The sequence below is a fragment of the Yersinia sp. 2545 StPb PI genome (assembly GCF_052217125.1).
Classification (GTDB): Bacteria; Pseudomonadota; Gammaproteobacteria; order Enterobacterales; family Enterobacteriaceae; genus Yersinia; species Yersinia enterocolitica_E.
Map to the genome: position 1 here is coordinate 3214427 of NZ_JAZGPY010000001.1, position 24341 is coordinate 3238767.

The following is a 24341-nucleotide window of genomic DNA, read 5'->3' on the forward strand; positions in this document are numbered from 1 at the left end:
CAAGATATGTTTCACCGCCTCTACACATTGATTATCAAAGAGTTGCAGTCACTGCTGCGGGAACCACAGACACGTGCAATATTAATTATGCCGGTCATATTACAAGTCATTTTGTTCCCATTCGCCGCTACATTGGAAGTGACCAATGCCACCATTGCTATTTATAGCGAAGACAGCGGGAAAGCATCTGTAGAGCTGACCCAACGCTTTGCCAAAGCAGAGGCTTTTTCTCATGTCTTACTGCTCCACAGCCCGCAAGAAATTCAGCCAGTGATTGATAACCAGCGAGCACTGCTTTTGATTCGTTTCCCAGAGCAATTCAGTGCTGACCTGGCTAATGGCAAAACCACTCAGTTGCAATTATTGCTGGATGGGCGTAACTCCAACAGCGCGCAAATTGCCGCCAATTACATTCAGCAAATCGTACAAAATTATCAATTAGAATTAACCCAAGGCCAGATAAAGCCCAACAACAGCGAGTTGGTCATCCGCAATTGGTATAACCCGAATCTGAACTACAAATGGTTCGTGGTGCCATCATTGATTGCGATGATTACGACTATCGGGGTGCTTATTGTGACATCACTGTCGGTGGCTCGTGAGCGGGAGCAAGGGACACTCGAGCAGTTGTTAGTTTCACCGCTAACCACCTGGCAGATTTTTATTGGTAAAGCTGTCCCGGCACTGATTGTCGCGACTTTCCAGGCAAGTATCGTCTTGTTTATCGGTATCTTTTTTTACCAAATTCCGTTTGCTGGTTCGTTGGCACTGTTTTATGGCACCATGCTGCTCTACGGCTTGTCGCTCGTTGGCTTCGGTTTGCTGATTTCCTCGTTATGTTCCACTCAGCAGCAGGCTTTTATTGGCGTGTTTGTTTTTATGATGCCCGCTATCTTGCTGTCCGGTTATGTCTCGCCGGTCGAGAATATGCCTATCTGGCTGCAAAATATTACGTGGATCAACCCTATCCGCCACTTTACAGATATCACCAAACAGATTTACCTCAAGGATGCCAGTTTCGATATTATCTGGCACAGTTTGTGGCCGTTACTCGTGATAACCGCCACCACGGGGAGTGCCGCCTATGGGATGTTTAGGCGGAAAATCGCATAGCGACATTAAACGGTAGCAAGACTTACCTGCATTCACCAAAAAGCAAAAAGGACACCACAGGGGTGTCCTTTAAAATTTTGATCAACTTATACAACGAGCAAGTTTGCCACATCGCAACTTTGAATCAGCCAGCTTAAGCTGAGTTTGATTCAGTGGCGAGACCAAAAAATTGACCGACGCCCGCAGCGCAGAAAGTGCAGTTGACATCGGTCAATGAGCATTTCGAGCAGCGTACGGCGAGCAAGTTTGCCGCGTCGCAGCCCTGAATCAGCCAGCTTAACGGCGGTTGCCGAAAATCCGCAGTAACATCAAGAACAAGTTAATGAAATCAAGATACAGCGTCAAAGCACCCACGATGGAATACTTGCGGAAGTTATCTTTATCATTGGCATCCAACTGTGAGCCCATGTTTTTCAACTTCTGGGTATCATAAGCAGTCAAACCAACAAACACTAACACCCCGATGTAGGTCACTGCCCACATTAGCGCCGTGCTTTTCAGCCAGATGTTAACAATCGATGCCAACACGATACCGATCAGGCCCATAAACAGCATGCTGCCCATACCACTCAAATCACGCTTGGTGGTATAGCCGTAGAAACTCATGGCACCAAACATACCGGCAGCAATCAAGAATGTGCTGGCGATAGAAGAGCTGGTGTACATGATGAAAATGCTGGATATCGTCAAGCCGGTTAATGCGGAATAGAGCATAAACAGCGAGGTAGCCATCGAGCCACTCAGGCGGTTAACCATGCCAGAAATAACAAATACCAGACCTAACTGAACAATAATCAGCCCGAAAAAAGTGATCTGACTGGAAAATATAAAGTTGAGTATCGCAGGGGTATTCGCTGCGTACCAAGCGACAACCGCCGTTAATAACAGACCACAGGTCATCCAGCCGTATACCTGCGCCATGTATGCCTGAATGCCTGTGTTGGCACGTTCGACAATCGAACCATTAGAGCGTGGATAGCGATCCATGGTAGTTACCTTATGCATATAAATAATGATACAGGCCATCTAAATTGACAGCCCACCGACTTTTTAAGGGTACCACAGAAGTACAGTCAACAAGGGAGTAAAAATAGACATTTAGCAGTGATCTTTACACTGGTTTACGCTCAATTTACCAACGCCTGGCCGCCTGATGATCACTGTCGCGTGATTCAACCCAACGTTCGCCATCCGTTGTGGCTTCCCGTTTCCAAAATGGTGCCTTTGTTTTCAGGTAATCCATTATAAATTCAGCCGCATCAAACGCCATACTGCGATGGGTACTGGTCACCCCGACAAAGACGATTTCATCGCCGGGGAACAGTGGCCCTACCCGATGAATAACGCTAACACGCTGTAAAGGCCAACGGCTGCGGGCGTCATCAATAATCTCAGCTAACGCCTTTTCTGTCATGCCTGGGTAATGTTCCAGCGTCAGTGCACTGACGCTATCACCCAAGTTGTGATTACGGACTTTGCCGGTAAAGGTCACCACCGCGCCATCTTCATCACACTGTGACAACCAGTGATACTCATCACCCACACTGAAGGTCTCAGTGCCCACACGAATACGGGTATGCTCCATTATCAACCTCCGGTCACCGGCGGGAAGAACGCCACTTCATCACCCGCCACCAGCGGATGGTGAACATTGACCAGTGATTGATTCACTGCAGTCAGTAATTTGCCTTCTTCAAGGGCTAATTGCCAGCGTTCGCCCCGTTGGCACAGGGATTGGCGCAGTGCCTCGACAGTGGGAAATTCCGCCGCCAATTGCAGGCTGTCGGTTCCGACCAGTTCACGCACCTGAGCAAAAAAGAGAATCTGAATCATGGGTTCACCTTAAAATCACCGGATTTCCCGCCACTTTTTGCTAACAGGCGCACCGGGCCAATTATCATGTCTTTTTGTACCGCTTTGCACATATCGTAAATTGTCAGGGCGGCAACGGAAGCTGCCGTCAGCGCTTCCATTTCCACGCCGGTTTTACCGGTCAAGCGACAGCAAGTTTCGATACGCACACGGTTGTGTTCTGGTTGTGCTTCCAGTTGAACTTCAACTTTGGTCAGCAACAGTGGGTGGCACAGTGGGATCAATTCCCAGGTTTTTTTAGCCGCCTGAATCCCGGCAATACGCGCAGTGGCAAAGACATCACCTTTGTGGTGGCTGCCCTCGATAATCATCGCCAACGTCGCGGCCTGCATTTCAACAAAAGCCTCTGCCCGTGCTTCGCGCACAGTTTCTGCTTTAGTGGAAACATCCACCATATGGGCTTCGCCTGCGGCGTTAATGTGAGTTAGTTGGGTCATATATTCTCTTCTGTTCTTAACGTTGCCCGCTATCAACCGCCAATAAACGATAAATTCTGGGTAATACCGCTGTTGCCCTGATGCAGAAAATGAGTCTGTTTCTTGGTTTGCAATGCACTCTGGATGCGTGCCATTAACTCATCTTGCTGGTCATCGCTGCCCAGTAAGTCACGTAGCGTAATACCTTGCTCGCCAAATAAGCATAAATGCAGATTTCCCAGCGCTGAAACACGCAAGCGGTTACAACTGGCGCAGAAGTCTTTCTCATACGGCATAATCAGCCCGACCTCTCCCAGATAATCCGGATGATAAAACACCTGCGCCGGGCCATCACTGCGCGCCCGCGCTTGCTGTTGCCAACCTTGTTGGAGTAATTGCTGGCGGATGACACCACCGGAGACATGATGCTGACGAAACAGCTTCCCCCCCTCGCCGGTTTCCATTAATTCGATAAACCGCAGTTGAATCGGTCGCGATTTTATCCAACTGAGGAAGGCATTCAGATTGCGATCATTGACATCACGCATCAGTACGGCATTGATTTTGACTTTCTCAAAACCAGCATCGAAGGCAGCATCAATGCCTTGCATGACCTGATGAAATTTATCCTGCCCGGTTATGGCATGAAATTGTCGCGGGTCAAGGCTATCGACACTGACGTTAATGGCTGTCAATCCAGCCTCCCGCCATTGGGCGGCGTCACGGGCTAAACGGTAGCCATTGGTGGTGACTGCCAGTGTGCGGATCGCCGGATTTTGTTTGATAGTCGCGATGATATCGGTGAAGTCGCGCCGCATAGAAGGTTCGCCGCCCGTCAGACGAATTTTTTCTGTTCCCAACAGAGCAAAGGCGCGGCTGACGCGGCTTATCTCGTCCAGACTCAGAAAGCTTTTTAATCCGTCGGGGCGATAGCCATCCGGCAAGCAATAGGTGCAACGGAAATTGCACACATCGGTGATTGATAGGCGCAAATAATAGAACTTGCGCGCAAATGCGTCAGTGAGTTGTACCATAACACCTTTCCAAATACGGGAGATGCAGGCATTTCTACCTCGCACCCTGGTGGCTTAAAGCCACGGCCAGAGCATCATATTGTTCGCGAACGAGACAACGTAGACGCCAAGGCTAGGAGTTTATGTTCAGTGACAGTTTACCTACTGCCCACCGAACCATGGTTTAAAAAGTAAAGCGCTTAGTGGCAGATGAGTCGCTAAAAACCCTACTTTTCCTAGAGATTCTAACGCTAAAACGGCAGGATAGCCAATGGCTGTTTTTCGTTATATATTTTTATATACAACGACTTATCTAACAAAACTCACTGTTATTCAGTCTATTGTAATCCGTTGCTAATACTTTGTTTAAAATCACTAAAACAATGGCTTTTATCGCGTTTTCGCGGCAAATCCGTTAACTTATGCAGCAATTTCACCCTTAGCTACGCTATTAGAGCCAGGCAACAATATTTAGACAGGAAAAATATGCGAAATCGCACATTAGCGGATCTCGATCGAGTGGTTGCTTTAGGGGGAGGCCATGGCCTGGGGCGCGTGATGTCAGCCCTTTCGCCACTGGGTTCACGCCTGACAGGTATTGTTACCACCACCGATAATGGCGGCTCGACTGGCCGCATTCGCCGTTCAGAAGGAGGGATTGCCTGGGGTGATACCCGCAATTGCCTTAATCAGTTGATCACTGAGCCGAGTGTGGCTTCGGCAATGTTTGAATACCGTTTTAGCGGTAATGGCGAACTCTCGGGCCATAATCTGGGCAATTTAATGCTCAAAGCGTTAGACCATCTCAGCATCAGACCTATCGAGGCAATCAATCTGGTACGTAGCTTGCTGAAGGTTGAGGCATGGCTCATCCCAATGTCTGAGCAGCCGGTCGATCTGCTGGCCATCGATCATGAAGGGCACCCCGTTTATGGTGAGGTGAATATCGACCAACTGGCAAAAATGCCACAAGAGATGTTGTTGTCACCGCACGTTCACGCCACGCGGGAAGCCGTGGAAGCAATTAGCCAGGCCGATGTTATTTTGATTGGGCCAGGTAGTTTCTTAACCAGTCTGATGCCCTTGTTACTGCTAGATGACTTAACTCAGGCCTTACGACGCAGCTCTGCCAGTATGATTTATATCGGTAATCTGGGGCGTGAACTCAGTGTGGCGGCGGCCGCGCTATCGTTGCAAGAAAAACTGGCGATAATGGAAAGCAAGATTGGCCGCAAAATTATTGATGCGGCAATTGTCAGTCCACAAATTGATATCAGTGGTGTAACAGACAGGATTATTATCCAGCAGCCACTGGAAGCAAAAGATATCCCTTACCGCCATGACCGTGAGCTACTGCGCCAGGCACTGGAAAACACCCTGCAACAGCTCGGTGGGGCAAACTAGCTAAGAGGCTTAGCTTGAGTTTGAGCTTGCAACCTTGCGCTGTCATTCATATGGATATACAGCGCCTCCACTTTAGTTCTAGCCCATGGTGTACGGCGTAAAAACTTCAGGCTGGATTTAATGCTGGGATCGCTGATGAAACAGTTGATATTGATACGGTATGCCAACTCCTCCCAGCCATAATGCTCAACCAGTTTGGTCAGCAGTTGTTCAAGGGTAATACCGTGTAATGGATCTTTCGACAAGTGATCACTCATTATTTATCTCGCACTTTTACTCTCCGACTTGGGGCTGCTGAATTGTGGGTTTGCCACCAACCTGCAACGCCAGGTTATTTGAGTCTATCTAGGTGATGATTTTATTAGTCGCACACCTTAATCAGGATAGGTTGATGCGACAAGCATAAATTCCCGATTTGTCGCACCATTGCTTACCGCTCACATAATGCAGGGCTGATGAGCATCAAGATATCGCGATAAATTGCTGGCGCAACTGATGGACTTGATCACGCAGTTCTGCTGCCTGCTCAAACTCCAGATTTTGCGCGTGGGTGTACATTTTAGACTCCAACTCACGGATTTTCTGATCAAGCGCTTTTGGTGGCAAGGCGTGATAATTATTGGGATCGGCCACTTTGCCGCCCCGCCCTTTCCCTTTACCACGGGAAGAGGGTTGGCCCAATTGCAGAATATCGCCAATCTTCTTGTTCAACCCTTGCGGAATGATGCCACGTTCTTCGTTGTAAGCTTGCTGTTTGACACGGCGCCGTTCCGTTTCACCAATAGCCTTTTCCATTGAGGCGGTAATTCTGTCGCCATACAGTATTGCTTTACCATTAAGGTTACGCGCCGCACGGCCAATGGTCTGGATTAAAGAGCGTTCAGAACGCAGGAAACCTTCTTTATCAGCATCAAGAATTGCGACCAGAGAAACCTCTGGCATATCCAAACCTTCGCGCAGTAAGTTGATTCCCACCAATACATCAAACTCACCCAAACGCAGATCACGAATGATCTCTACCCGTTCAACGGTATCAATATCCGAATGCAGGTAACGAACACGGGCGCCATGCTCTCCAAGATACTCGGTCAGGTCTTCAGCCATACGTTTGGTCAGCGTGGTCACCAGCACCCGCTCGTTAATCGCTGCACGAATACGGATCTCTGACAGCAAGTCATCAACCTGTGTGGCTACCGGCCGTACTTCAATTAATGGGTCGAGCAGGCCCGTCGGCCGCACGACCTGATCGATGATATCGCCACCGGATTTCTCCAGCTCATATTTACCTGGAGTTGCTGAAACATAAATAGTTTGTGGTGCCAGTGCTTCAAACTCTTCAAACCGCATTGGCCGGTTATCCAGTGCCGATGGCAGCCGGAAACCATATTCCACCAATGTTTCTTTGCGTGAGCGGTCACCTTTGTACATCCCGCCGATTTGCGGAATAGTGACGTGGGATTCATCAACCACCAACAGACCGTCAGCCGGTAGATAGTCAAATAGCGTCGGTGGTGCTTCGCCTGGACCACGGCCCGAAAGGTAGCGGGAATAGTTTTCAATACCGGAGCAATAGCCCAGCTCATTCATCATTTCAAGGTCAAACTGGGTCCGCTGGCTAATACGTTGCTCTTCCAATAACTTGTTATTGGCTAATAGCACCTGACGGCGGTCGGCCAATTCGACTTTGATCTCTTCCATGGCCTGCAAAATACGCTCGCGCGGGGTAACGTAGTGCGTTTTAGGATAGACCGTAAAGCGCGGTACTTCATGCTGTAACTGGCCTGTCAATGGATCAAAGATGGACAACCGTTCGACCTCTTCATCGAACAACTCTACCCGCAGCGCCCATTCATCAGATTCTGCGGGGAAGATGTCGATAACTTCACCACGCACCCGGAAGGTACCGCGCTGGAATACCTGATCATTACGGCTGTACTGCAACTCGGATAAGCGACGCAAAATAGAGCGCTGATCGATGATCATACCCTTAGTCAGATGCAGCATCATTTTCAGGTATAAATCAGGATCACCCAGACCATAAATCGCAGAAACCGACGCCACCACGATAACATCACGCCTTTCCAGCAGTGCTTTGGTCGCAGATAGCCGCATTTGCTCGATATGCTCATTTACCGAGGCATCTTTTTCAATAAACGTATCAGAGCTTGGGACATAGGCTTCAGGCTGGTAGTAGTCATAGTAGGAGACGAAATACTCTACCGCGTTATCGGGAAAGAACTCTTTCATCTCACCATAAAGCTGTGCTGCCAATGTCTTATTGGGTGCCAGCACCATGGTTGGGCGATTCAAATCAGCAATAACATTGGCTATCGTAAAGGTTTTACCCGATCCCGTTACCCCCAACAGTGTCTGATGAGCCAGACCATTCTCTAGCCCTTCTTCCAGTTTACGGATGGCCTCAGGCTGGTCGCCTGCTGGCTTAAACTCAGAATGTAGTTTGAATAATTTACTCATGAATTTGCTACCCACTGGAGAAACACACACTATCAGGAGGCTAATTATGAAAGCCCCATAGAATTTTGCCACCTCTATGATACTGGATATAAAACCAGCTTCAAGCACCAAAATGTAGGAATGTCTTTCACCAGGAGATTGTTTGCCTCGTTACAGTGACATCTAAACGACAGCTGCACTGTAAAAGCGTTTTTATCCCCAACTGTTAACATAAACACATTAGTGATAACTAATCGATTAAAGATCACTCATCATCGCCAGTTATGATTTTTCAGCGCTTGATTTTAAATAACCCATTGAAAGTAAAATAAATTATTAAAAAGTAGAGAATGCGGACAACAGGAGCGCAAGCCGCGCCCGCTCTCGCTTGCCATCAGTTTTCTATGGCTAATGCACAAGGTTATCCACAGGAATGGTGGATAACTCATTCAACCCCACAGCGGCTGGGAGTTGGCGAAAAGCAAAGCTTGGGGGATAAATGGGGACTAACTGGCTTTTTTAGTGTTTTTTTTACATTTTTATTTCACCGCATATTTCAATTAGTGCTAACTATGTAGCTTGCTAATTCTATAATTTTCACTAGTTAACACCTGTATCTAATGACCTCTGACCTCTCTCTTTTTCTACTGCACCATTTTCTCCACCAAAGCACCGCTTAAGTGCAAGCTAGCCATCACTCTACGCTCGCCCCCCGCCAGGCTGAGCTATTTTTACCCCACGCTGCGCGTTAAAACCATTTACAGCCTGTTAACAAACAGATTTTACTCTCTGTATAGCAACTTGGCCCAAGAGTTGCTATATATCTGTGAAACGGAGAGATTAAAGGGGAAATGGTCTAAAGCGGTGCAACGCATTAATAGACTAAAAATCATCCTATCGCAGGGTGATTAAGGATAAAAATAGCCTGTTGATGCCATTTAATGCCGCAATTCGCCCATTTCACCTCAATTTACACCGACAACCACCCGTTAGAAGTGTGGTGTTTTATGCTGTACTGCCGCTACCAAGTATGCAGATTTGCTGGTTAATCCTTCACTAGCCGTTACAGAACACCGGGCCACCTGTGAACTACTGAGATCGACTGAGGAGAAGCACTGATGCTGAGTTTAACCGCTGTGAATCAATACTATGGACAGAATCATATCCTTTGGGATATTAATCTCGAGATCCCCCGTGGGCAGTGTACCTGCCTGATTGGCCGTAATGGCGTAGGAAAAACGACGTTAATTAATTGCATCATGGGGCATCTGCCAATTAAGAGTGGCACCATGACCTGGCAACCTAATCATGAACCGCCGCAGAATTTGCTACAGCAGCCGGTTGAGGGGCGTACTGCTCTGGGTATTGGCTATGTACCACAAGGGCAGCAGATCTTCTCTCAACTGAGTGTAGAGGAGAATATGCTGATAGCCGTGCTGGCGGGCCGCCATAAGTCTCGCCAAATTCCGGGCTGGATTTTTGATATATTCCCGCAACTGTATGACAAACGCACCCAACGTGGTGGGGAGCTAACCCGTAATCAACAACAGCAGTTGGCCATTGCCAGAGCACTGGTGACAGAGCCAGAACTGTTGATTCTTGATGAACCGGGGAGTGGTATTTTACCGCCGTTGACTGAGGATATTGGCAATATCCTACATCAGCTCAGTCGTAGCCTGGGTTTGACGGTACTTTTGGTTGAACACCGTTTACCCTTTATTCAGCATGTGGCAGATCGATTCTGTTTGATGGCCGATGGCCGAAATGTGGCACAAGGAACATTGGCTCAATTGGATGAAGAGATGATTATTACGCATTTGGCCAGTTAATATGGCGCAGAGTGGTTTCTCCCTCATGCAAACTAAAGCCGATGATAGCGGCCATACTCCGCAAAAAACTCAGGGCTAATAATGTCTATTAGCCCTTTAGGGTCATATCGCCGTCAAAAATTCAGCTCAGTGGCACCTCAGCCAAAAGTCCTAAATCCAAATAGCCACCAAGATCACGCCGCTGGGTGATGGGATACACGTCAAGGTCCGTCAGATAGGGGACGACACCTAATCGCGGGGCACTGATCATCTGTGTCAATGTTGCCATATACTCAACTTGTCGCCCCCCCGCAGGTATCACCTCATTAGCGATCCACCCTACCAGTTTCAGCCCAGCTTGTCGGATAGCCAAAGCGGTCAACAAAGCATGATTGATACATCCCAATTTGATGCCAACAACCATAATTACTGGCAGTTGCTCTCGTAAAACCCAATCGGCAAAAGTTGCCTGTGGCGACAGTGGGGTAAACCAGCCGCCAGCCCCTTCGACCAATATCCATTCTGCTGAGTGCTCAAGCTGCTGTAGTCCTTGCGATAAAACTGACAAATCAATCTCACGCCCTTCGCTGGCACTGGCAATATGGGGCGAGGTTGCCTCCAGAAATGTGAGCGGATTCACCTGTGAATAACTAAGTGCCGTACTGCTGTTTGCTTGTAGCGCCAAAGCATCACTGTTGCGCAATCCGTCAGGCGTCATCTGGCTGCCGGATGCCACCGGTTTATAACCGGCGGTGCGATAGCCCTGCTGGGCTGCGGCTTGCAGTAGGGCACAACTGGCAACTGTCTTACCGACATCGGTATCCGTGCCAGTGATAAACCAACGTTTAATCACGATATATAACCCCAAAAACTAAATGGTAACTCAGCGGGTAGGTGCCAGATTGGGTGCTATAAGCGCGTTGCAGGGCCACCAGCCGCTGGCGACCACTTAACCCAGACTGACGCCCCTGATGTAAATGCGTAGCACCAATGCCTTGCAGAGAGCGCATAAGCGCAATTACATCAGGAAACTGTTGCTGATATAACTCGGTTGTCAGGTGATGGCGATACCCCTGACAAGCGTTACTGATATGCTGAAAGGGGAGAAAATCATTCACATGGCGCTGGCCATCTACCTGTTGCCACGCCTGCCCCAGCTCGTCAAGAGACCCCTTTGCCAAGGTAGAAAACAGAATGATGCCGCCAACTCGCGTGACGCGATATAACTCAGCTAGCGCCTGCGGTAAATCAGCACACCACTGTAGCGCCAGATTACTAAAACAAATATCAACGCTTTGATCTGGCAGCGGTATATTCTCAATATCAGCCAATAAATAGCTGTCCGCAGCCTGCTGTCGCCGGGCGTGATCCAACATTCCGGCGGCCAAATCTAGCGCAGTAACATATCTGTCTCGTTCACGCCAACGGCGGCTGAAATAGCCAGTACCGCACCCGGCATCCAGCACCGACGCTCCAGGGTGCTGATAACCCAGCGCCAATAAGGTATTCCCCGTTTCCCGTTGCAAACTTGCCGCTGAGTCGTAGCTGCCAGCAGCCCGGCTAAATGCAGCCGCAATCGCCGGTTTATCAACCAAGGGTAATCGTGGATTATCAGCGACAAACGCCATACAGCACCTCCAGCAATCTGTCGATATCATCATATTGATGCGCAGCACTCAGGGTAATACGCAATCTGGCGCCCCCCGGCGGGACTGTTGGAGGGCGAATCGCCGTTACCCATAACCCCTCGGCGCGTAGTTGCTCCGCCAGTGTCAGTGTTTGCTGATTGTCACCCACCAGCAGTGGCTGAATAGCGGTTTCAGATGCCCCTAATTGCAACGGTAAGTCTGCCGCTCCACGCCGAAATTGCGCAATACGTTGCTGAAGCTGCTGTCGCAAGTCGTCACCTTGCTGAATACGTAATAGTGCCACTTGCAGCGCACAAGCCTGTGCTGGCGGCATCGCGGTGCTGTATATCAGGTGGCGGGCATATTGCAGCAGATACTCGGCAACCGGTTCCTGACACAACACTGCCGCCCCACTTAGGCCGAATGCCTTGCCAAAAGTGACCACTAACAGTTCAGGTTTTACCCCTTGCTGCCAGCAACTACCACGGCCACCTTCGCCACACACCCCAATTCCGTGCGCATCATCCACCAGTAACCAGCCACCCGCCGCCACAGTTTTTTGCTGCAAAGCAGCCAGTGGAGCGCTATCACCGTCCATACTAAAAACGCCTTCGGTGACCACCAATGTTTGGCCCGCACAGGGTTTATCGAGTAGGTTTTGTAGCGCATCGGGCTGATTATGCACAAAGCGCCGCAATTGAGCCGGAGAGTGTGCAGCCGCCTCCAGCAAAGAGGCGTGGCTGAGTTTATCGGCCAGTATCCTGTCGTCGGCGGCAGTTAACGCCGCCAATACCGCCTGATTTGCCGCGTAGCCTGAGATAAACAACAATGCACGCGGATAACCCAGCCAGTCCGCCAATTGGTGTTCCAGTTGGGCATGAGGCCGGCTATAGCCGGTAACATGGCCAGAGCCACCACTGCCAACACCATAGCGTTGCGCCCCCTGCTGCCACGCCGCAATCACGTCGGGATCCTGACTTAACCCCAGATAATCATTGCTGGAGAAGTTGAGATAACGCCGTTCTGCTGATTGCAACCAGCGCCCACTCGCCCCCTCATTAACCTGACGGCTACGGTAGGCCGCGGCGTCGCGTCGCTGTTGCAGCCCCTGCTCTATCTTGCTTTGCCAGTTCATCAGATTGCCGCGTTATAAAATTGTGTGCTCTCACCGGGCAATGAGTCACGCTGCAAGAGTTGCTCAGTCAATACTTGCTGCTGTTCGCGATCCCCTTCCTCGGTGGCGGTTTGCTGTGGATTCAGCCCCAATTTACGAAACAGTTGCAGATCTTTATCTTCTTCAGGATTCGCCGTGGTAAGCAATTTACAGCCGTAGAAAATAGAGTTAGCCCCTGCCATAAAGCACATCGCCTGCGTTTGCTCGTTCATTTGTTCGCGACCGGCAGATAAACGCACGTAAGAGGTTGGCATCATGATACGTGCGATAGCGATGGTGCGGATAAACTCGAAAGCATCGACGTCGTCGTTATTTTCCATCGGCGTGCCTTTCACTTTTACCAGCATATTGATCGGCACACTTTCAGGCGGTTTGGGCAAATTCGCCAGTTGTACCAGTAGCCCTGCGCGGTCACGAACAGTTTCGCCTAACCCGACAATGCCTCCCGAACAGACTTTGATACCGGCGTCACGAACTTCACTGAGGGTATCGAGCCGTTCCTGATAACTGCGGGTGGTAATGATGCTGCCGTAGAATTCCGGCGAGGTATCAAGATTGTGGTTGTAATAATCCAGCCCAGCCTCTGCCAACCGGTGAGCTTGCTGTTTATCCAGCGAGCCAAGCGTCATACAGGTTTCCATCCCCATGGCCTTGACACCTTCAACCATTTTCTCCAAATAAGGCATGTCACGCTCATGGGGATTCTTCCAGGCCGCGCCCATACAGAAACGGGTTGAGCCAGCGGCTTTGGCCTTTTTCGCTGACGCCAGCACTTGTTCAACCTGCATTAAGCGCTCACTTTCCAAGCCAGTTTTGTAACGCGAGCTTTGCGGGCAATATTTGCAATCTTCCGGGCAAGCACCGGTCTTAATCGACAGCAAAGTACTGACTTGCACCTGACGCGAGTCAAAATGCTGACGATGAATCTGCTGCGCTTCAAACAATAAATCCAGCAGTGGTTTTTCAAACAAGGCCTGGGCTTGCCCGACTGTCCAGCGAATATAATTTGCCATTACGGCTTCTCCAAGGAAGAGAAAAAAGTTTCGCCAGTGTAAATAAACTCGATATACTGTCAACCATTCTTGCAATGAATTGGTTTACAACAATCCTCATGACACCTTCTGACCTGGCTTTTGATCAACGTCATATCTGGCACCCCTACACCTCAATGACTGACCCGCTTCCCTGCTATCCGGTGGTCGCAGCCGATGGCGTTGAGCTGCAACTGGCTGATGGCCGACGTCTGATCGATGGCATGTCATCATGGTGGGCGGCCATTCACGGCTATAATCATCCGGTACTGAACCACGCGGCACATCAGCAGTTGGATAAAATGTCCCATGTGATGTTTGGAGGTATCACCCACCCGCCCGCCGTGAAACTCTGCCAACAGTTGGTTGCTCTAACCCCTTCGGCACTAGAGTGTGTTTTTCTCGCTGATTCGGGTTCGGTGGCCGTTGAAGTGGCATTGAAAATGGCATTGCAATACTGGCAGGCCAAAGGTGAACGGCGGCAACGGATTTTAACCCTGCGCCACGGCTACCATGGTGATACTTTTGGTGCGATGTCAGTTTGTGATCCCCAGAATTCAATGCACAGTTTGTATCAGGGGTATTTAGCTGAAAATCTGTTTGCCCGCGCGCCACAATGCCGCTTCGACGAGCCGTGGAACCCGGAAGACATCACTGATTTTGCTGCAATGATAGCCACACATTCCAGCGAGATAGCCGCAGTCATTCTGGAACCGATAGTGCAAGGTGCCGGTGGAATGCGTATCTATCACCCCGCCTATTTGCGTGAGGTCAGAGCATTGTGCGATCAGCACCAGATTTTGTTGATTGCCGATGAAATTGCTACCGGTTTTGGCCGCACCGGCAAATTTTTCGCCTGCGAACATGCGCAAATCGTGCCGGACATTCTGTGTTTGGGTAAGGCGTTGACCGGCGGCTACCTGACTTTATCGGCTACCTTAACTACCCGTAAGGTGGCAGAAACCATCAGTAACGGTGATGCGGGTTGCTTTATGCACGGCCCGACATTTATGGCTAATCCATTGGCTTGCGCTGTCGCCTCGGCAAACTTGAGTCTGTTGGCTGAGAATCACTGGCAACAGCAGGTTGCCGCCATAGAAAACCAATTGAAACACGCGTTAATGCCACTTGCAGAACATGAAGCAGTAGCCGATGTGCGGGTATTAGGGGCAATTGGGGTAGTGGAAATGAAAGAGCCGGTTAACGTCGCGCGCTTGCAACGGCAATTTGTCGAGCACGGCGTGTGGATCCGCCCGTTTGGTAAACTGATTTACCTGATGCCGCCTTATATTATCTCGCCGCAATCACTGACGCGGTTAACGGATGCGGTGAAAGCTGCGATAGTAAATATCCACTAAAGCAGTGGTGGACAATATCGTTCGCAAATTGGCGGGGCAACTGCACCGATGGGCGCTGCGACGGCTTACGCCGTTACGACCCCTTCGACACATTTCCCCGCCCTGCAATATTATTTTTTAAGCTCTTGGTGCCAAAATAGTGACCCACATTGGCCCTTTCCCTACTGCATAGCGCTTAAGGGGGGTTAGCTCACCGCTGTGTTGATCAATACGATACACGGCAATATGATCCGACTTCTGGCCGGAAGAGATCAGGAAATTACCACTGTTATCGATATTAAAACCGCGTGGCTGTGCTTCAGTCTGTTGGTGCCCGACCAACGTAATCTCACGCCCATCTTCAGAAACACTGAAAATACCCAGCAGACTGGCAGTACGGTCACTGATATAGAGATGACGGCCATTTGGCGTAATATGGATATCAGCCGCCCAACGAGTGCCGGTAAAGTCTGTTGGCATCGCATCCAGCGTCTGTATTAGCTGGTATTCTTGGCCGTTTTTGTTGATTTGATACACATCTACCGAGCTATTCAGCTCGTTAACACAATAGGCGACGTGTTTATTGGGGTGGAAGGCCATATGACGTGGGCCCGCACCGGCAGCAACCGGTATCGCCGCCTGAACGTGTGGGGTCAGTTTACCCTCAAGGCTCAGATCAAATAACCGCACCTTATCTTCTTTCAGGCAAGGTACCAGTAATATTTGATTGGTCGGATCAATATTCGCCGAATGTGGAGCAGGCAAATCATCCAATTGCTGAATAGGTGCCTGTACCACACCCTGCTCATCAATAGGGCTAATGCTGACACAGTTAAAGCTATATGAAGCAGAGAACAGGAAGTGGCCTTGTAAATCAGTGCCAATGTGCGTTGGGCTGCCTGGCAGTGGTGCCATGCCAGCGGCGGTCAATGTGCCATCGTCGCTGATGTTGTAGCTGATAATGGCAAAATCGGGGCGCACCCCAACATATAACTGGCGCTGGTTTGGATTGATTGTCATCGGCTGCACTTGCCCCGGCACCTCCACCGTTTGCAATAAGGTTAATGCACCGGCGGAATCTAATTGCCAAACATGGATCTGCTGACTGTCTGGGCTTGCCACGTAAACCACTTGCTTCATCTCTACTCCTTAGTCGAACCTATTAGGCAACACTCTTTAGCCTAGCTTACCTGACTCGGCGGACATAACAACAGTCTGCTGTCGCGCTGTTTAAAACTTATCCTGCTTATTTTTAGCTGATTATGCTACCCACTCCCAGGCTTGGTTTAATCAACCCGCCATCCGGTGTACCATCGGGTAATACTATGTAACCATACTATTAATGCCCTTATTAACGAGACTATTGCTGCCATGACCTATCGCATAATTGCACTGGATCTAGACGGAACGCTACTGGATCACAAAAAACGTATTCTGCCAGAATCCTTGTCCGCACTGGCGCAAGCCCGTGCTGAAGGCATCAAAGTGGTAGTGGTGACCGGCCGCCATCATGTTGCTATTCACCCGTTTTATCAGGCACTAGAACTTGATACACCTGCAATTTGCTGTAACGGTACCTATATTTATGATTACCATGCCAAAAAGGTATTAGATTCAAACCCCTTGCAGCCTCAACAAGCGGTTCAGGTGTTGCAGTTGCTGGAGCAAACCGGTATCCACGGGCTAATGTATGTGGACGATGCCATGCTCTATCAGCAAACCAGCGGGCATGTGATTCGCTCACTCAGTTGGGCTGAGTCATTACCACCCGCTCAGCGCCCAACGCTACTCCACGTTGATAGCTTGCTTGATGCTGCTCACACTGCCAGTTCTATCTGGAAATTCGCCACTTCACACTCGGATATTGAGCAACTGAGAGCGCTCGCAACCCAGATTGAGAATGACATGGGGTTGGCTTGCGAATGGTCATGGCATGATCAAGTTGATATCGCACAGGCGGGTAACAGCAAAGGTAAGCGGCTACAGCAATGGGTTGAATCTCAGGGTTTGAGCATGAAAGATGTGGTTGCCTTTGGTGATAACTTTAATGACCTGAGCATGCTGGAAAGCGCTGGTTTGGGAGTGGCGATGGGGAATAGCGCCGATGCTATCAAACAGCGGGCTGACCTGGTGATTGCCGATAACGAACAACCCGGTATTGCTGGCGTCATCCGCCAGCATGTCCTGGCTTGATAGTAAAAAACGCCCGGCTGACGGGCGTTTTATCGTCGGGTGAACCCAGGGGTTATCGCCCTCAATTCTTGCGGTTAAACGAGACACTTTTTATCTGTGCATACACCCACTGACCGGGTTTAAGCGCCAATTCATCCCGTGCCCACGGCGTGATCCGCGCCCACAACCATTGATCACCAACCGCGAGTTTGACATCGACCTGCCCATCCACCTCAAGGCATTCGGCAATTTTTACCGGCAAGATATTACGGATACTGCTGCTTTGCGGTGGCTGTAATACCAACGAAACATCGGCTGCATTAATCCGAATACGCATTGAGCTACCCTCTTGCGCATCAAGCTTACCCACCCACAATCGCTGATCACCTAACGCCAGCGCGGTCATGGCATAGCGGTCGTGGTGACCAATGACACTGACCCGCAGTATGCTGCTCGGTTCTTCCCGTTGCAGCCACGGGCGCAATGCACTACTGGCCCACACTTCCTCCAGCCCGCCGACCGCGCGCACTTTGCCACCATCCATAACCACCACTTGATCTGCCAGCCGCAGGATCTCATCCATGCTGTGGCTAACATACAAAATAGGGGTGTTAACATCTTGCGCCAACCGCTCCAGATAAGGCAGCAGCTCACGTTTGCGGGGCAAATCCAGAGAGGCCAGTGGCTCATCCATCAACAACAGCTCGGGGGCGGTCAATAATGCGCGCCCAATAGCAACACGCTGTTTCTCGCCGCCAGAGAGGGTCAGTGGGAAACGACTTAATAGTGGCTCGATACCCAGCAAACCGACAATTGTGTCAAATTGCCCACGCATTGACGGGGCCATGCCGTATTGTAAATTGCCCCGCACCCGATAATGGGGAAATAAGCGCGCATCCTGAAATACGTAACCGACTTTGCGTTTTTCCGGTGGCAGATAGATTTGCTGCTCGGCATCCACCAGCACCCGGCCATTTAACACCACTTTGCCTTGCTGCGGACGGGTCAGGCCACCAATAACATTAATTAATGAGGTTTTACCGGCCCCCGACAACCCGAAAATAGCGGTGATACCTTGGGCGGGCAGATTGGTGGAAACACGTAAATCCAAATCGCCCAGTTGCTGACTGAAATCCAGCTCTAACATGGTGCCCCCATGCGTTTTTTACCCCAGCGGGCCAGCCATTCGGATAATAGCAACGCCACCAACGACAGAATAATGGCAATGACACACAAACGCGCAGCAGCAGCTTCCGCCCCAGGGGTTTCAATCAGTGTGTACATTGCCAGTGGAATAGTGCGGGTTTCACCGGGAATATTGGAGACGAAAGTGATGGTCGCCCCAAACTCCCCCAGTGAACGGGCAAAAGAAAGCACGGTGCCAGCAATCACCCCCGGTAAAGAGAGCGGTAACGTAATGGTGAAAAACACCCGCCACGGATTGGCTCCTAGCGTGCGGGCCGCCAGTTCCAGACGCGTATCAACTGCTTCCAACGCCAGCCGGATAGCCCTCACCATCAGCGGAAAGGCCACCACCGCCGAGGCTAACGCCGCACCACGCCAACTAAAACTGAAATTAATGCCAAACCAGCTATAGAGCCACTCGCCAATAAAACCGCGCCGCCCCATGCTTATCAACAATAAATAGCCAATCACCACGGGTGGCAGCACCAGTGGTAAGTGAATAATACTGTCTAACAACGATTTACCGGGAAAACGGCAGCGCACTAAAATCCACGCCATTAAAATGCCTAACGGCAAACTGCACGCCACCGCAACCGCTGAAACCTTCAGACTAAGAATAATTGCCTGCCACTCATACTCACTCAATATCATTAGCGTGGGGTAAATCCATAATTTTTGAAAATAACCGCCGCTGCTGGGCTTTTCAGGTAATCATAAAAAGCACTCACGGTCGGGTTTTCATGACCTTTAACAATTGCCATCGGGTATTCAACCGGCTTATGACTTGCTTCCGGGAATATCCCCACAACCTTAACTTTGTTACTGGCTATCGCATCTGAACCATAGACAATACCCAGCGGCGCTTCTGCCCGTTCGACCAGTGCCATTGCACTGCGCACGTTATTGGCCCGCGCCATTTCAGGGGCTAAAGTTGACCAGGCACCTAAATTCTCCAGTGACTCTTTGGCATAAATCCCAGCAGGAACATGATCAGGATCGCCCACCGCCAAACGGCCACCATCCAATAATTTCTTCCAGTCGGTTTTTTTATCGATTACGACTTTATCTATTTTACTGTCTTGCGGAGCAATTAATACCAGTTCATTACCTAATAAGGTGTAGCGAGTATTGGCAACAATTTGCTGTTTATCAATAGCATAATCCATCCATTGCTGATCGGCAGAAATAAACATATCAGCCGGTGCGCCCTGCTCAATCTGGCGTGCCAACGTTGAAGATGAAGCATACGACGCAACAACATCAACCTGCTTCTCTTTTTTATACTGTACGGCAATATCTTGTAATGCATTGGTCAATGAAGCCGCAGCAAACACTGTAATGTTGTCCGCCGCTAACGTGGTGCCGGAAAATGCTGCCAGCAGTGTTGCACTCGCTACCCAAACCTTGGCGTTACCGTATTGATTCTTCATGTTGTTCTCCGCATTAATGAAATCGCTATATACATGGGAATATAACGCAACATTATAAGCAGGTCATGCAGTTTATCGGCAAGATGTGAGGTATCTTGAGCTGTGGTAACAAGTGGGGGAGTGGAGGAAATGAGGGAGAAAAACGAAAATGCCCAGCGTCTATGTGCCGGGCATTCAGAAATCAGATTAAGAGCGTTCTTTGGTGTGACCGGTCTTAGAGATGACGTTGAACACCTCGCCCAGTCCATAGATAAGCCCCAGAATCACGGCCATCACCACCGGTACCATGACCACGGCAAAGACCAGACTTTTCAATAAATCCAACATATCAGCCTCTCATTACTGCTCATTGAGCGATAACTTACGTTATCACAATAACTAGGATCTATCATTTACTGTAAATTATATCAGCGATGAATGAACCCTGTTATTTTAACTAACAGCAAAAGAATGTAACCTGCCAAACGTGCGATTCAGGTGTATACAAGCACTTAGATAGCAATAATCCTTTCCCGCCGGAGTAAAAAATCATGCAGGCTGAAATTCTTCTTACCCTAAAACTTCAGCAACGGCTGTTTGCTGATCCCCGGCGTATCGCATTACTGAAACAAATACAGCATACCGGTTCCATCAGCCAGGGCGCAAAACTGGCTGGGATTAGCTATAAAAGTGCCTGGGACGCGATTAACGAAATGAATACCTTAGCCGAGGAAATATTGGTTGAGCGGGCAACAGGTGGTAAAGGCGGTGGCGGCGCGCACCTGACTCGTTACGGCGAGCGTTTAATTCAACTTTATGATTTGCTCGCCAAGATCCAGCAAAAGGCATTTGACACGCTGAAAGATGATTCGCTGCCACTCGATAGTTTATTGGCAGCTATTTCGCGCTTCTCTTTACAAACCAGCGCCCGTAATCAATTTTTCGGCACCCTGATTGAGCGGGATCATCAGCAGGTTCAACAACACGTCAATATCCTATTATCAGACGGCAAAACCCGGTTATCTGCGGCACTCACTCAACAGAGTGCTGATCGCTTGCAACTTTCGGCGGGCAAAGAAGTATTGGCACTGATCAAAGCCCCTTGGGTAAAACTGGTTACTGATCAGGCACTGGCGGGAGCTGCTGATAACTCTCTGCCCGGCACCGTGGCCAGTATTGAACCCGGCAGCGATCACAGTGAAGTTATCGTGACCTTAACTGGGGGAGCCAGCTTGTGTTCGACACAAAACAATAGCGAATTACATAAGCTGAATTTGCATGTTGGTAGTCACGTCATTGCCCAATTCAATGCAGATCGGGTCATTATCGCTACACTTTGCTAAATAATTCAGCTTAGTTATGCAAAATAACCTTAGTATTTACTGTTGACATTTTGCCCCTTTCCGATTATCCCTAACACCCTTATTGTGTTGCAAAATATGGAAAGAATGATGTCGGAGTTGCAAATATCGCAAGGTTGTTTTCGCCTGAGTGACACCCGGACACTCATCCTGCCAGCATTGCATGTTCAATCGGGTGATAGCTGGGCATTTGTCGGTGCCAATGGTAGCGGGAAATCCGCGTTGGCAAAGGCATTAGCAGGGGAATTAATCCTGTTGAGCGGCAGCCGCCACAACCATTTTCGCCACAGCGTGCATTTGTCGTTCGAGCAACTTCAGCAGTTAGTCAGCGAAGAGTGGCAGCGCAATAACACTGATTTACTCAGCGCAGATGAAGACGATACCGGGCGTACTACCGCAGAGATCATTCAGGAAGAATACGTTGATCCGCAACGTTGTCAGCAGTTGGCAGAGCAGTTTGGTATCAGCCAGTTACTCTCGCGTCGCTTTAAATATCTTTCTAATGGTGAGACCCGCAAAACATTGCTGTGCCGAGCGCTGATGCCACAACCGGATCTGTTGATTCTGGATGAACCCTTTGATGGTCTGGATGTGACAGCCCGCACGCAGTTGGCTGGTATGCTATCCACCCTTTCAGCACAAGGTGTCACGCTGGTGCTGGTACTAAATCGTTTTGATGATATCCCTGATTTTGTGCAATACGTCGGTGTGCTGGCAGATTGCCAATTAACCCATACTGGCCCCCGCCAGCAGATTCTTTCCGAGGCATTGATTGCCCAACTGGCGCACAGTGAAAACCTTGATGGTATGTTGTTGCCAGAAACAGAACACCCGCAACAGCAGGCCCCTTTCGCACCAGATAAGCCACTAATTATCTTGCGTAATGGCGTGGTTGAATACAATGACCGCCCTATTCTTCATAACCTGAGTTGGCAGGTTAATCCCGGTGAACACTGGCAAATTATTGGCCAAAACGGTGCTGGGAAGTCAACCTTACTCAGCCTGATTACTGGCGACCATCCGCAAGGATACAGTAATGATTTGACACTGTTTGGCCGCCGCCGTGGCAGTGGGGAAACTATCTGGGATATTAAACGCCATATTGGTTATGTCAGCAGTAGTTTGCATCTGGATTACCGCGTCAGCACCAATCTACGTACCGTGATTCTCTCCGGTTTTTTCGATTCAATCGGTATTTATCAGGCAGTGTCTGATCGCCAACAACAATTAGCCAATCAATGGTTAGACTTACTCGGTTTTTCCGCCGTGACCGCTAATCAGCCCTTCCACAGTCTCTCTTGGGGACAACAGCGGTTGGCACTGATCGCCCGAGCACTGGTTAAGCATCCTGCACTGTTGATTCTTGATGAACCCTTGCAGGGTTTGGACCCGCTTAATCGCCTATTGGTACGGCGTTTTATTGATGTAATGATCAGTGAGGGTGACACGCAACTGTTATTCGTTTCTCACCATGCTGAAGATGCACCACAGTGCATTACCCACCGTCTGACCTTTGTTCCTGATGGCGATATTTATCACTACCAACAGGAAAAGTTAGCAGGTTAAAACTCTTCAGGCATTTCGTTGAGGATAATGAGAGCTATCCTCAACGGAAGCGGCGTTTATTGGCGGGGGCTTATGCTATCATTCTTACTGCCAGCCCCTATCAGCGCCGGCGATAAACTTAACATATTCAGCCACCATCAGGATTTATACCCTATAAATTTCAGGTGCAGGCCAGCCGCAAGAAACAAAGCGCTCATAAGCCGATTTGAACTGCATGTACGTGAGTCCGCAGGCTAAGTCTCAAAAGGGGTATAGCCCTATAAGCCGAGCGAATCAAGCGGCCAACGCACCTGCGATTTGAAAGATGACGGGCATAACATTAAAGGGATATTTATGTGGGGCATACTTGCTGCTTCGTTACTTTTCTTATCAATTAACCGGGTACTTTCCCTGTTTCTCTTGCTGTCGTCACTGTCAATTGCCTTGTATCACGGTGTTTTGACTCTACCATCGGCCGCATTCTTGCTTCTAACATTGATTGTGGCACTACTACTGAAAAAATATCGTCACCGGAAATGGCCGGCCGTCGCACTGGAATTGCTGCTGGTGATGGCAGCAATCGCACTGTTTCTGCATCTGGTACCCGGTTTTAATAATCTAAATGTATTGAAAGACGTGAAGACAGGGCCACTCAGCGCACCCTTCAGCCTGTATTACAATCTTGATAAAGCATTAATACCTTTTATTTTACTGGCTTGCCTGCCAACCTTATTTGTCGCGAAAAAGCATCCATCAGTGAGCCGTGCAAGCTGGCTGGTATTGATTGTCAGTATCCCTGCATTGCTGTTGCTGGCTGTTGCCTTAGGCGGCCTGAAAATTGAGATGCACACCCCAGCATGGATAGGTTCCTTTGTGGTCGCTAATGTGTTTTTTGTTTGTCTGGCAGAAGAAGCACTGTTTCGTGGCTATTTGCAACAAAGGTTAAGTCAGTGGTTGGGTAACTATCCGGCCCTACTGCTCACCGCCCTATTATTTGGCGCAGCACATATTGCAGGCGGCCCGCTATTGATGGTGTTCGCCGCATTGGCAGGGTTAATTTACGGCCTGGCATGGCTGTGGAGTGGTCGTTTATGGGTGGCGGTTGCCTTTCACTTCGCCCTGAATTTGATGCATTTATTGTTCTTCACTTATCCTCTTTATTCATCGCACTAATCTTTATCTACCCTGTTATCTACCGACCCGAGGCTAGCATTCTTAACTGGAATCGGGCGGTGCATAACAGGCAGGACATTTCTGCTGAATTAATGGATGAGAACGCTACCAATCCAGTTATCTATGTGGTGACTGTTATTTATCTCTTGTTTTTGCCTATCCTTGCTTATTCCCCTGTCTTTATGCTTTTGCTGGGATTAAACTGGGAGAAATTTAAATGTAAACGATTCCATTATTGAGCGCAGA

At 49.4% G+C, this 24341-nt stretch carries 24 protein-coding genes and 1 riboswitch; of the genes, 8 read left to right on the forward strand and 16 right to left on the reverse strand.

Annotated elements, in window-relative coordinates; translation table 11 throughout:
• Positions 1-6: 6 nt before the first annotated feature.
• Entirely contained in the window at positions 7-1113 is a 1107-nt protein-coding gene (locus tag V1955_RS15000; protein WP_083159518.1) for an ABC transporter permease, read from the forward strand.
• A gap of 276 nt (positions 1114-1389) precedes the next feature.
• Here the strand turns inward: V1955_RS15000 and V1955_RS15005 are convergent, their stop codons facing one another.
• The 5 genes from V1955_RS15005 to moaA all read right to left on the reverse strand — a co-directional run bounded on the left by V1955_RS15005 (position 1390) and on the right by moaA (position 4435).
• Complete coding sequence (locus V1955_RS15005) at positions 1390-2100, reverse strand: Bax inhibitor-1/YccA family protein (protein WP_083159520.1); 711 nt, start codon at positions 2098-2100, stop codon at positions 1390-1392.
• Positions 2101-2245: 145 nt separating this feature from the next.
• The gene (gene moaE, locus V1955_RS15010) at positions 2246-2698 is read right to left on the reverse strand and encodes a molybdopterin synthase catalytic subunit MoaE (protein WP_193784695.1); all 453 of its coding nucleotides are present in this window, start codon (positions 2696-2698) and stop codon (positions 2246-2248) included.
• A gap of 2 nt (positions 2699-2700) precedes the next feature.
• Positions 2701-2946 (reverse strand): molybdopterin synthase sulfur carrier subunit, encoded by a 246-nt coding sequence (moaD, locus tag V1955_RS15015; protein ID WP_032907188.1) that lies wholly within the window; start codon positions 2944-2946, stop codon positions 2701-2703.
• Positions 2943-3422: a cyclic pyranopterin monophosphate synthase MoaC gene (gene moaC, locus V1955_RS15020; protein WP_372558386.1), complete on the reverse strand. Its 480-nt coding sequence runs from the start codon at positions 3420-3422 to the stop codon at positions 2943-2945. The genes moaD and moaC overlap by 4 nt, the downstream gene beginning before the upstream one ends.
• 32 nt (positions 3423-3454) lie before the next feature.
• Positions 3455-4435, reverse strand: a complete 981-nt coding sequence (gene moaA / locus V1955_RS15025; protein WP_102970445.1) for a GTP 3',8-cyclase MoaA — start codon at positions 4433-4435, stop codon at positions 3455-3457.
• Positions 4422-4566: riboswitch (molybdenum cofactor riboswitch) on the reverse strand. Its footprint overlaps the gene before it by 14 nt.
• Before the next feature lie 334 nt (positions 4567-4900).
• Here moaA and V1955_RS15030 point away from each other — a divergent pair.
• A complete protein-coding gene (locus V1955_RS15030; protein ID WP_083159524.1) occupies positions 4901-5818 on the forward strand; it encodes a gluconeogenesis factor YvcK family protein in 918 nt (305 codons plus the stop codon).
• On the opposite strand, the gene V1955_RS15035 is transcribed toward V1955_RS15030, so the two are convergent.
• Together V1955_RS15035 and uvrB are read right to left on the reverse strand one after the other, a co-directional pair.
• Positions 5815-6075 (reverse strand): VF530 family DNA-binding protein, encoded by a 261-nt coding sequence (locus tag V1955_RS15035; RefSeq protein ID WP_083159526.1) that lies wholly within the window; start codon positions 6073-6075, stop codon positions 5815-5817. The two genes, V1955_RS15030 and V1955_RS15035, sit on opposite strands and share 4 nt — an antisense overlap.
• Positions 6076-6280: 205 nt before the next feature.
• Entirely contained in the window at positions 6281-8293 is a 2013-nt protein-coding gene (uvrB, locus tag V1955_RS15040) for an excinuclease ABC subunit UvrB (protein ID WP_050087533.1), read from the reverse strand.
• A gap of 1097 nt (positions 8294-9390) precedes the next feature.
• Here uvrB and V1955_RS15045 point away from each other — a divergent pair.
• Positions 9391-10101 carry an ABC transporter ATP-binding protein gene (locus V1955_RS15045; RefSeq protein WP_083159528.1) on the forward strand — a complete coding sequence of 237 codons (711 nt, stop codon included), beginning with the start codon at positions 9391-9393 and terminating at the stop codon, positions 10099-10101.
• Between the two features lie 121 nt (positions 10102-10222).
• Here V1955_RS15045 and bioD read toward each other — a convergent pair whose 3' ends face one another.
• The 4 genes from bioD to bioB are packed head-to-tail and all read right to left on the reverse strand — an operon-like array spanning position 10223 to position 13895.
• Entirely contained in the window at positions 10223-10933 is a 711-nt protein-coding gene (bioD, locus tag V1955_RS15050; RefSeq protein ID WP_102970446.1) for a dethiobiotin synthase, read from the reverse strand.
• A complete protein-coding gene (bioC, locus tag V1955_RS15055; protein WP_372568877.1) occupies positions 10926-11708 on the reverse strand; it encodes a malonyl-ACP O-methyltransferase BioC in 783 nt (260 codons plus the stop codon). Before bioC ends, bioD begins: the two co-directional genes overlap by 8 nt.
• A complete protein-coding gene (gene bioF / locus V1955_RS15060; protein ID WP_372568876.1) occupies positions 11692-12843 on the reverse strand; it encodes an 8-amino-7-oxononanoate synthase in 1152 nt (383 codons plus the stop codon). Before bioF ends, bioC begins: the two co-directional genes overlap by 17 nt.
• Entirely contained in the window at positions 12843-13895 is a 1053-nt protein-coding gene (bioB, locus tag V1955_RS15065) for a biotin synthase BioB (protein WP_442821104.1), read from the reverse strand. The genes bioF and bioB overlap by 1 nt, the downstream gene beginning before the upstream one ends.
• A 98-nt stretch (positions 13896-13993) precedes the next feature.
• Here bioB and bioA point away from each other — a divergent pair, with 98 nt between their 5' ends.
• Positions 13994-15271 (forward strand): adenosylmethionine--8-amino-7-oxononanoate transaminase, encoded by a 1278-nt coding sequence (gene bioA, locus V1955_RS15070; RefSeq protein WP_442821105.1) that lies wholly within the window; start codon positions 13994-13996, stop codon positions 15269-15271.
• A gap of 117 nt (positions 15272-15388) precedes the next feature.
• Here the strand turns inward: bioA and pgl are convergent, their stop codons facing one another.
• Entirely contained in the window at positions 15389-16390 is a 1002-nt protein-coding gene (pgl, locus tag V1955_RS15075; protein ID WP_442821106.1) for a 6-phosphogluconolactonase, read from the reverse strand.
• A 231-nt stretch (positions 16391-16621) separates the two neighbouring features.
• Between pgl and V1955_RS15080 the strand changes: the two genes are divergently transcribed.
• Positions 16622-17443, forward strand: coding sequence for a pyridoxal phosphatase (locus tag V1955_RS15080; protein WP_083159542.1), 822 nt, complete (start codon positions 16622-16624; stop codon positions 17441-17443).
• 61 nt (positions 17444-17504) lie between these two features.
• Here V1955_RS15080 and modC read toward each other — a convergent pair whose 3' ends face one another.
• The 4 genes from modC to V1955_RS15100 form a co-directional block, all read right to left on the reverse strand.
• The gene (gene modC, locus V1955_RS15085; protein ID WP_083159544.1) at positions 17505-18569 is read right to left on the reverse strand and encodes a molybdenum ABC transporter ATP-binding protein ModC; all 1065 of its coding nucleotides are present in this window, start codon (positions 18567-18569) and stop codon (positions 17505-17507) included.
• A complete protein-coding gene (modB, locus tag V1955_RS15090; protein WP_032907071.1) occupies positions 18563-19258 on the reverse strand; it encodes a molybdate ABC transporter permease subunit in 696 nt (231 codons plus the stop codon). The genes modC and modB overlap by 7 nt, the downstream gene beginning before the upstream one ends.
• Positions 19258-20037 (reverse strand): molybdate ABC transporter substrate-binding protein, encoded by a 780-nt coding sequence (modA, locus tag V1955_RS15095; protein WP_083159546.1) that lies wholly within the window; start codon positions 20035-20037, stop codon positions 19258-19260. Before modA ends, modB begins: the two co-directional genes overlap by 1 nt.
• A gap of 186 nt (positions 20038-20223) precedes the next feature.
• Positions 20224-20364, reverse strand: a complete 141-nt coding sequence (locus V1955_RS15100) for an AcrZ family multidrug efflux pump-associated protein (protein ID WP_083159548.1) — start codon at positions 20362-20364, stop codon at positions 20224-20226.
• Between the two features lie 203 nt (positions 20365-20567).
• Here V1955_RS15100 and modE point away from each other — a divergent pair, with 203 nt between their 5' ends.
• The 3 genes from modE to V1955_RS15115 all read left to right on the forward strand — a co-directional run bounded on the left by modE (position 20568) and on the right by V1955_RS15115 (position 24095).
• Complete coding sequence (gene modE / locus V1955_RS15105; protein WP_083159550.1) at positions 20568-21359, forward strand: molybdenum-dependent transcriptional regulator; 792 nt, start codon at positions 20568-20570, stop codon at positions 21357-21359.
• A gap of 108 nt (positions 21360-21467) precedes the next feature.
• Positions 21468-22943 (forward strand): molybdate ABC transporter ATP-binding protein ModF, encoded by a 1476-nt coding sequence (modF, locus tag V1955_RS15110; RefSeq protein ID WP_442821451.1) that lies wholly within the window; start codon positions 21468-21470, stop codon positions 22941-22943.
• A 333-nt stretch (positions 22944-23276) separates the two neighbouring features.
• Positions 23277-24095, forward strand: coding sequence for a CPBP family intramembrane glutamic endopeptidase (locus V1955_RS15115; protein ID WP_420073086.1), 819 nt, complete (start codon positions 23277-23279; stop codon positions 24093-24095).
• The last annotated feature ends 246 nt before the right edge of the window (positions 24096-24341 follow it).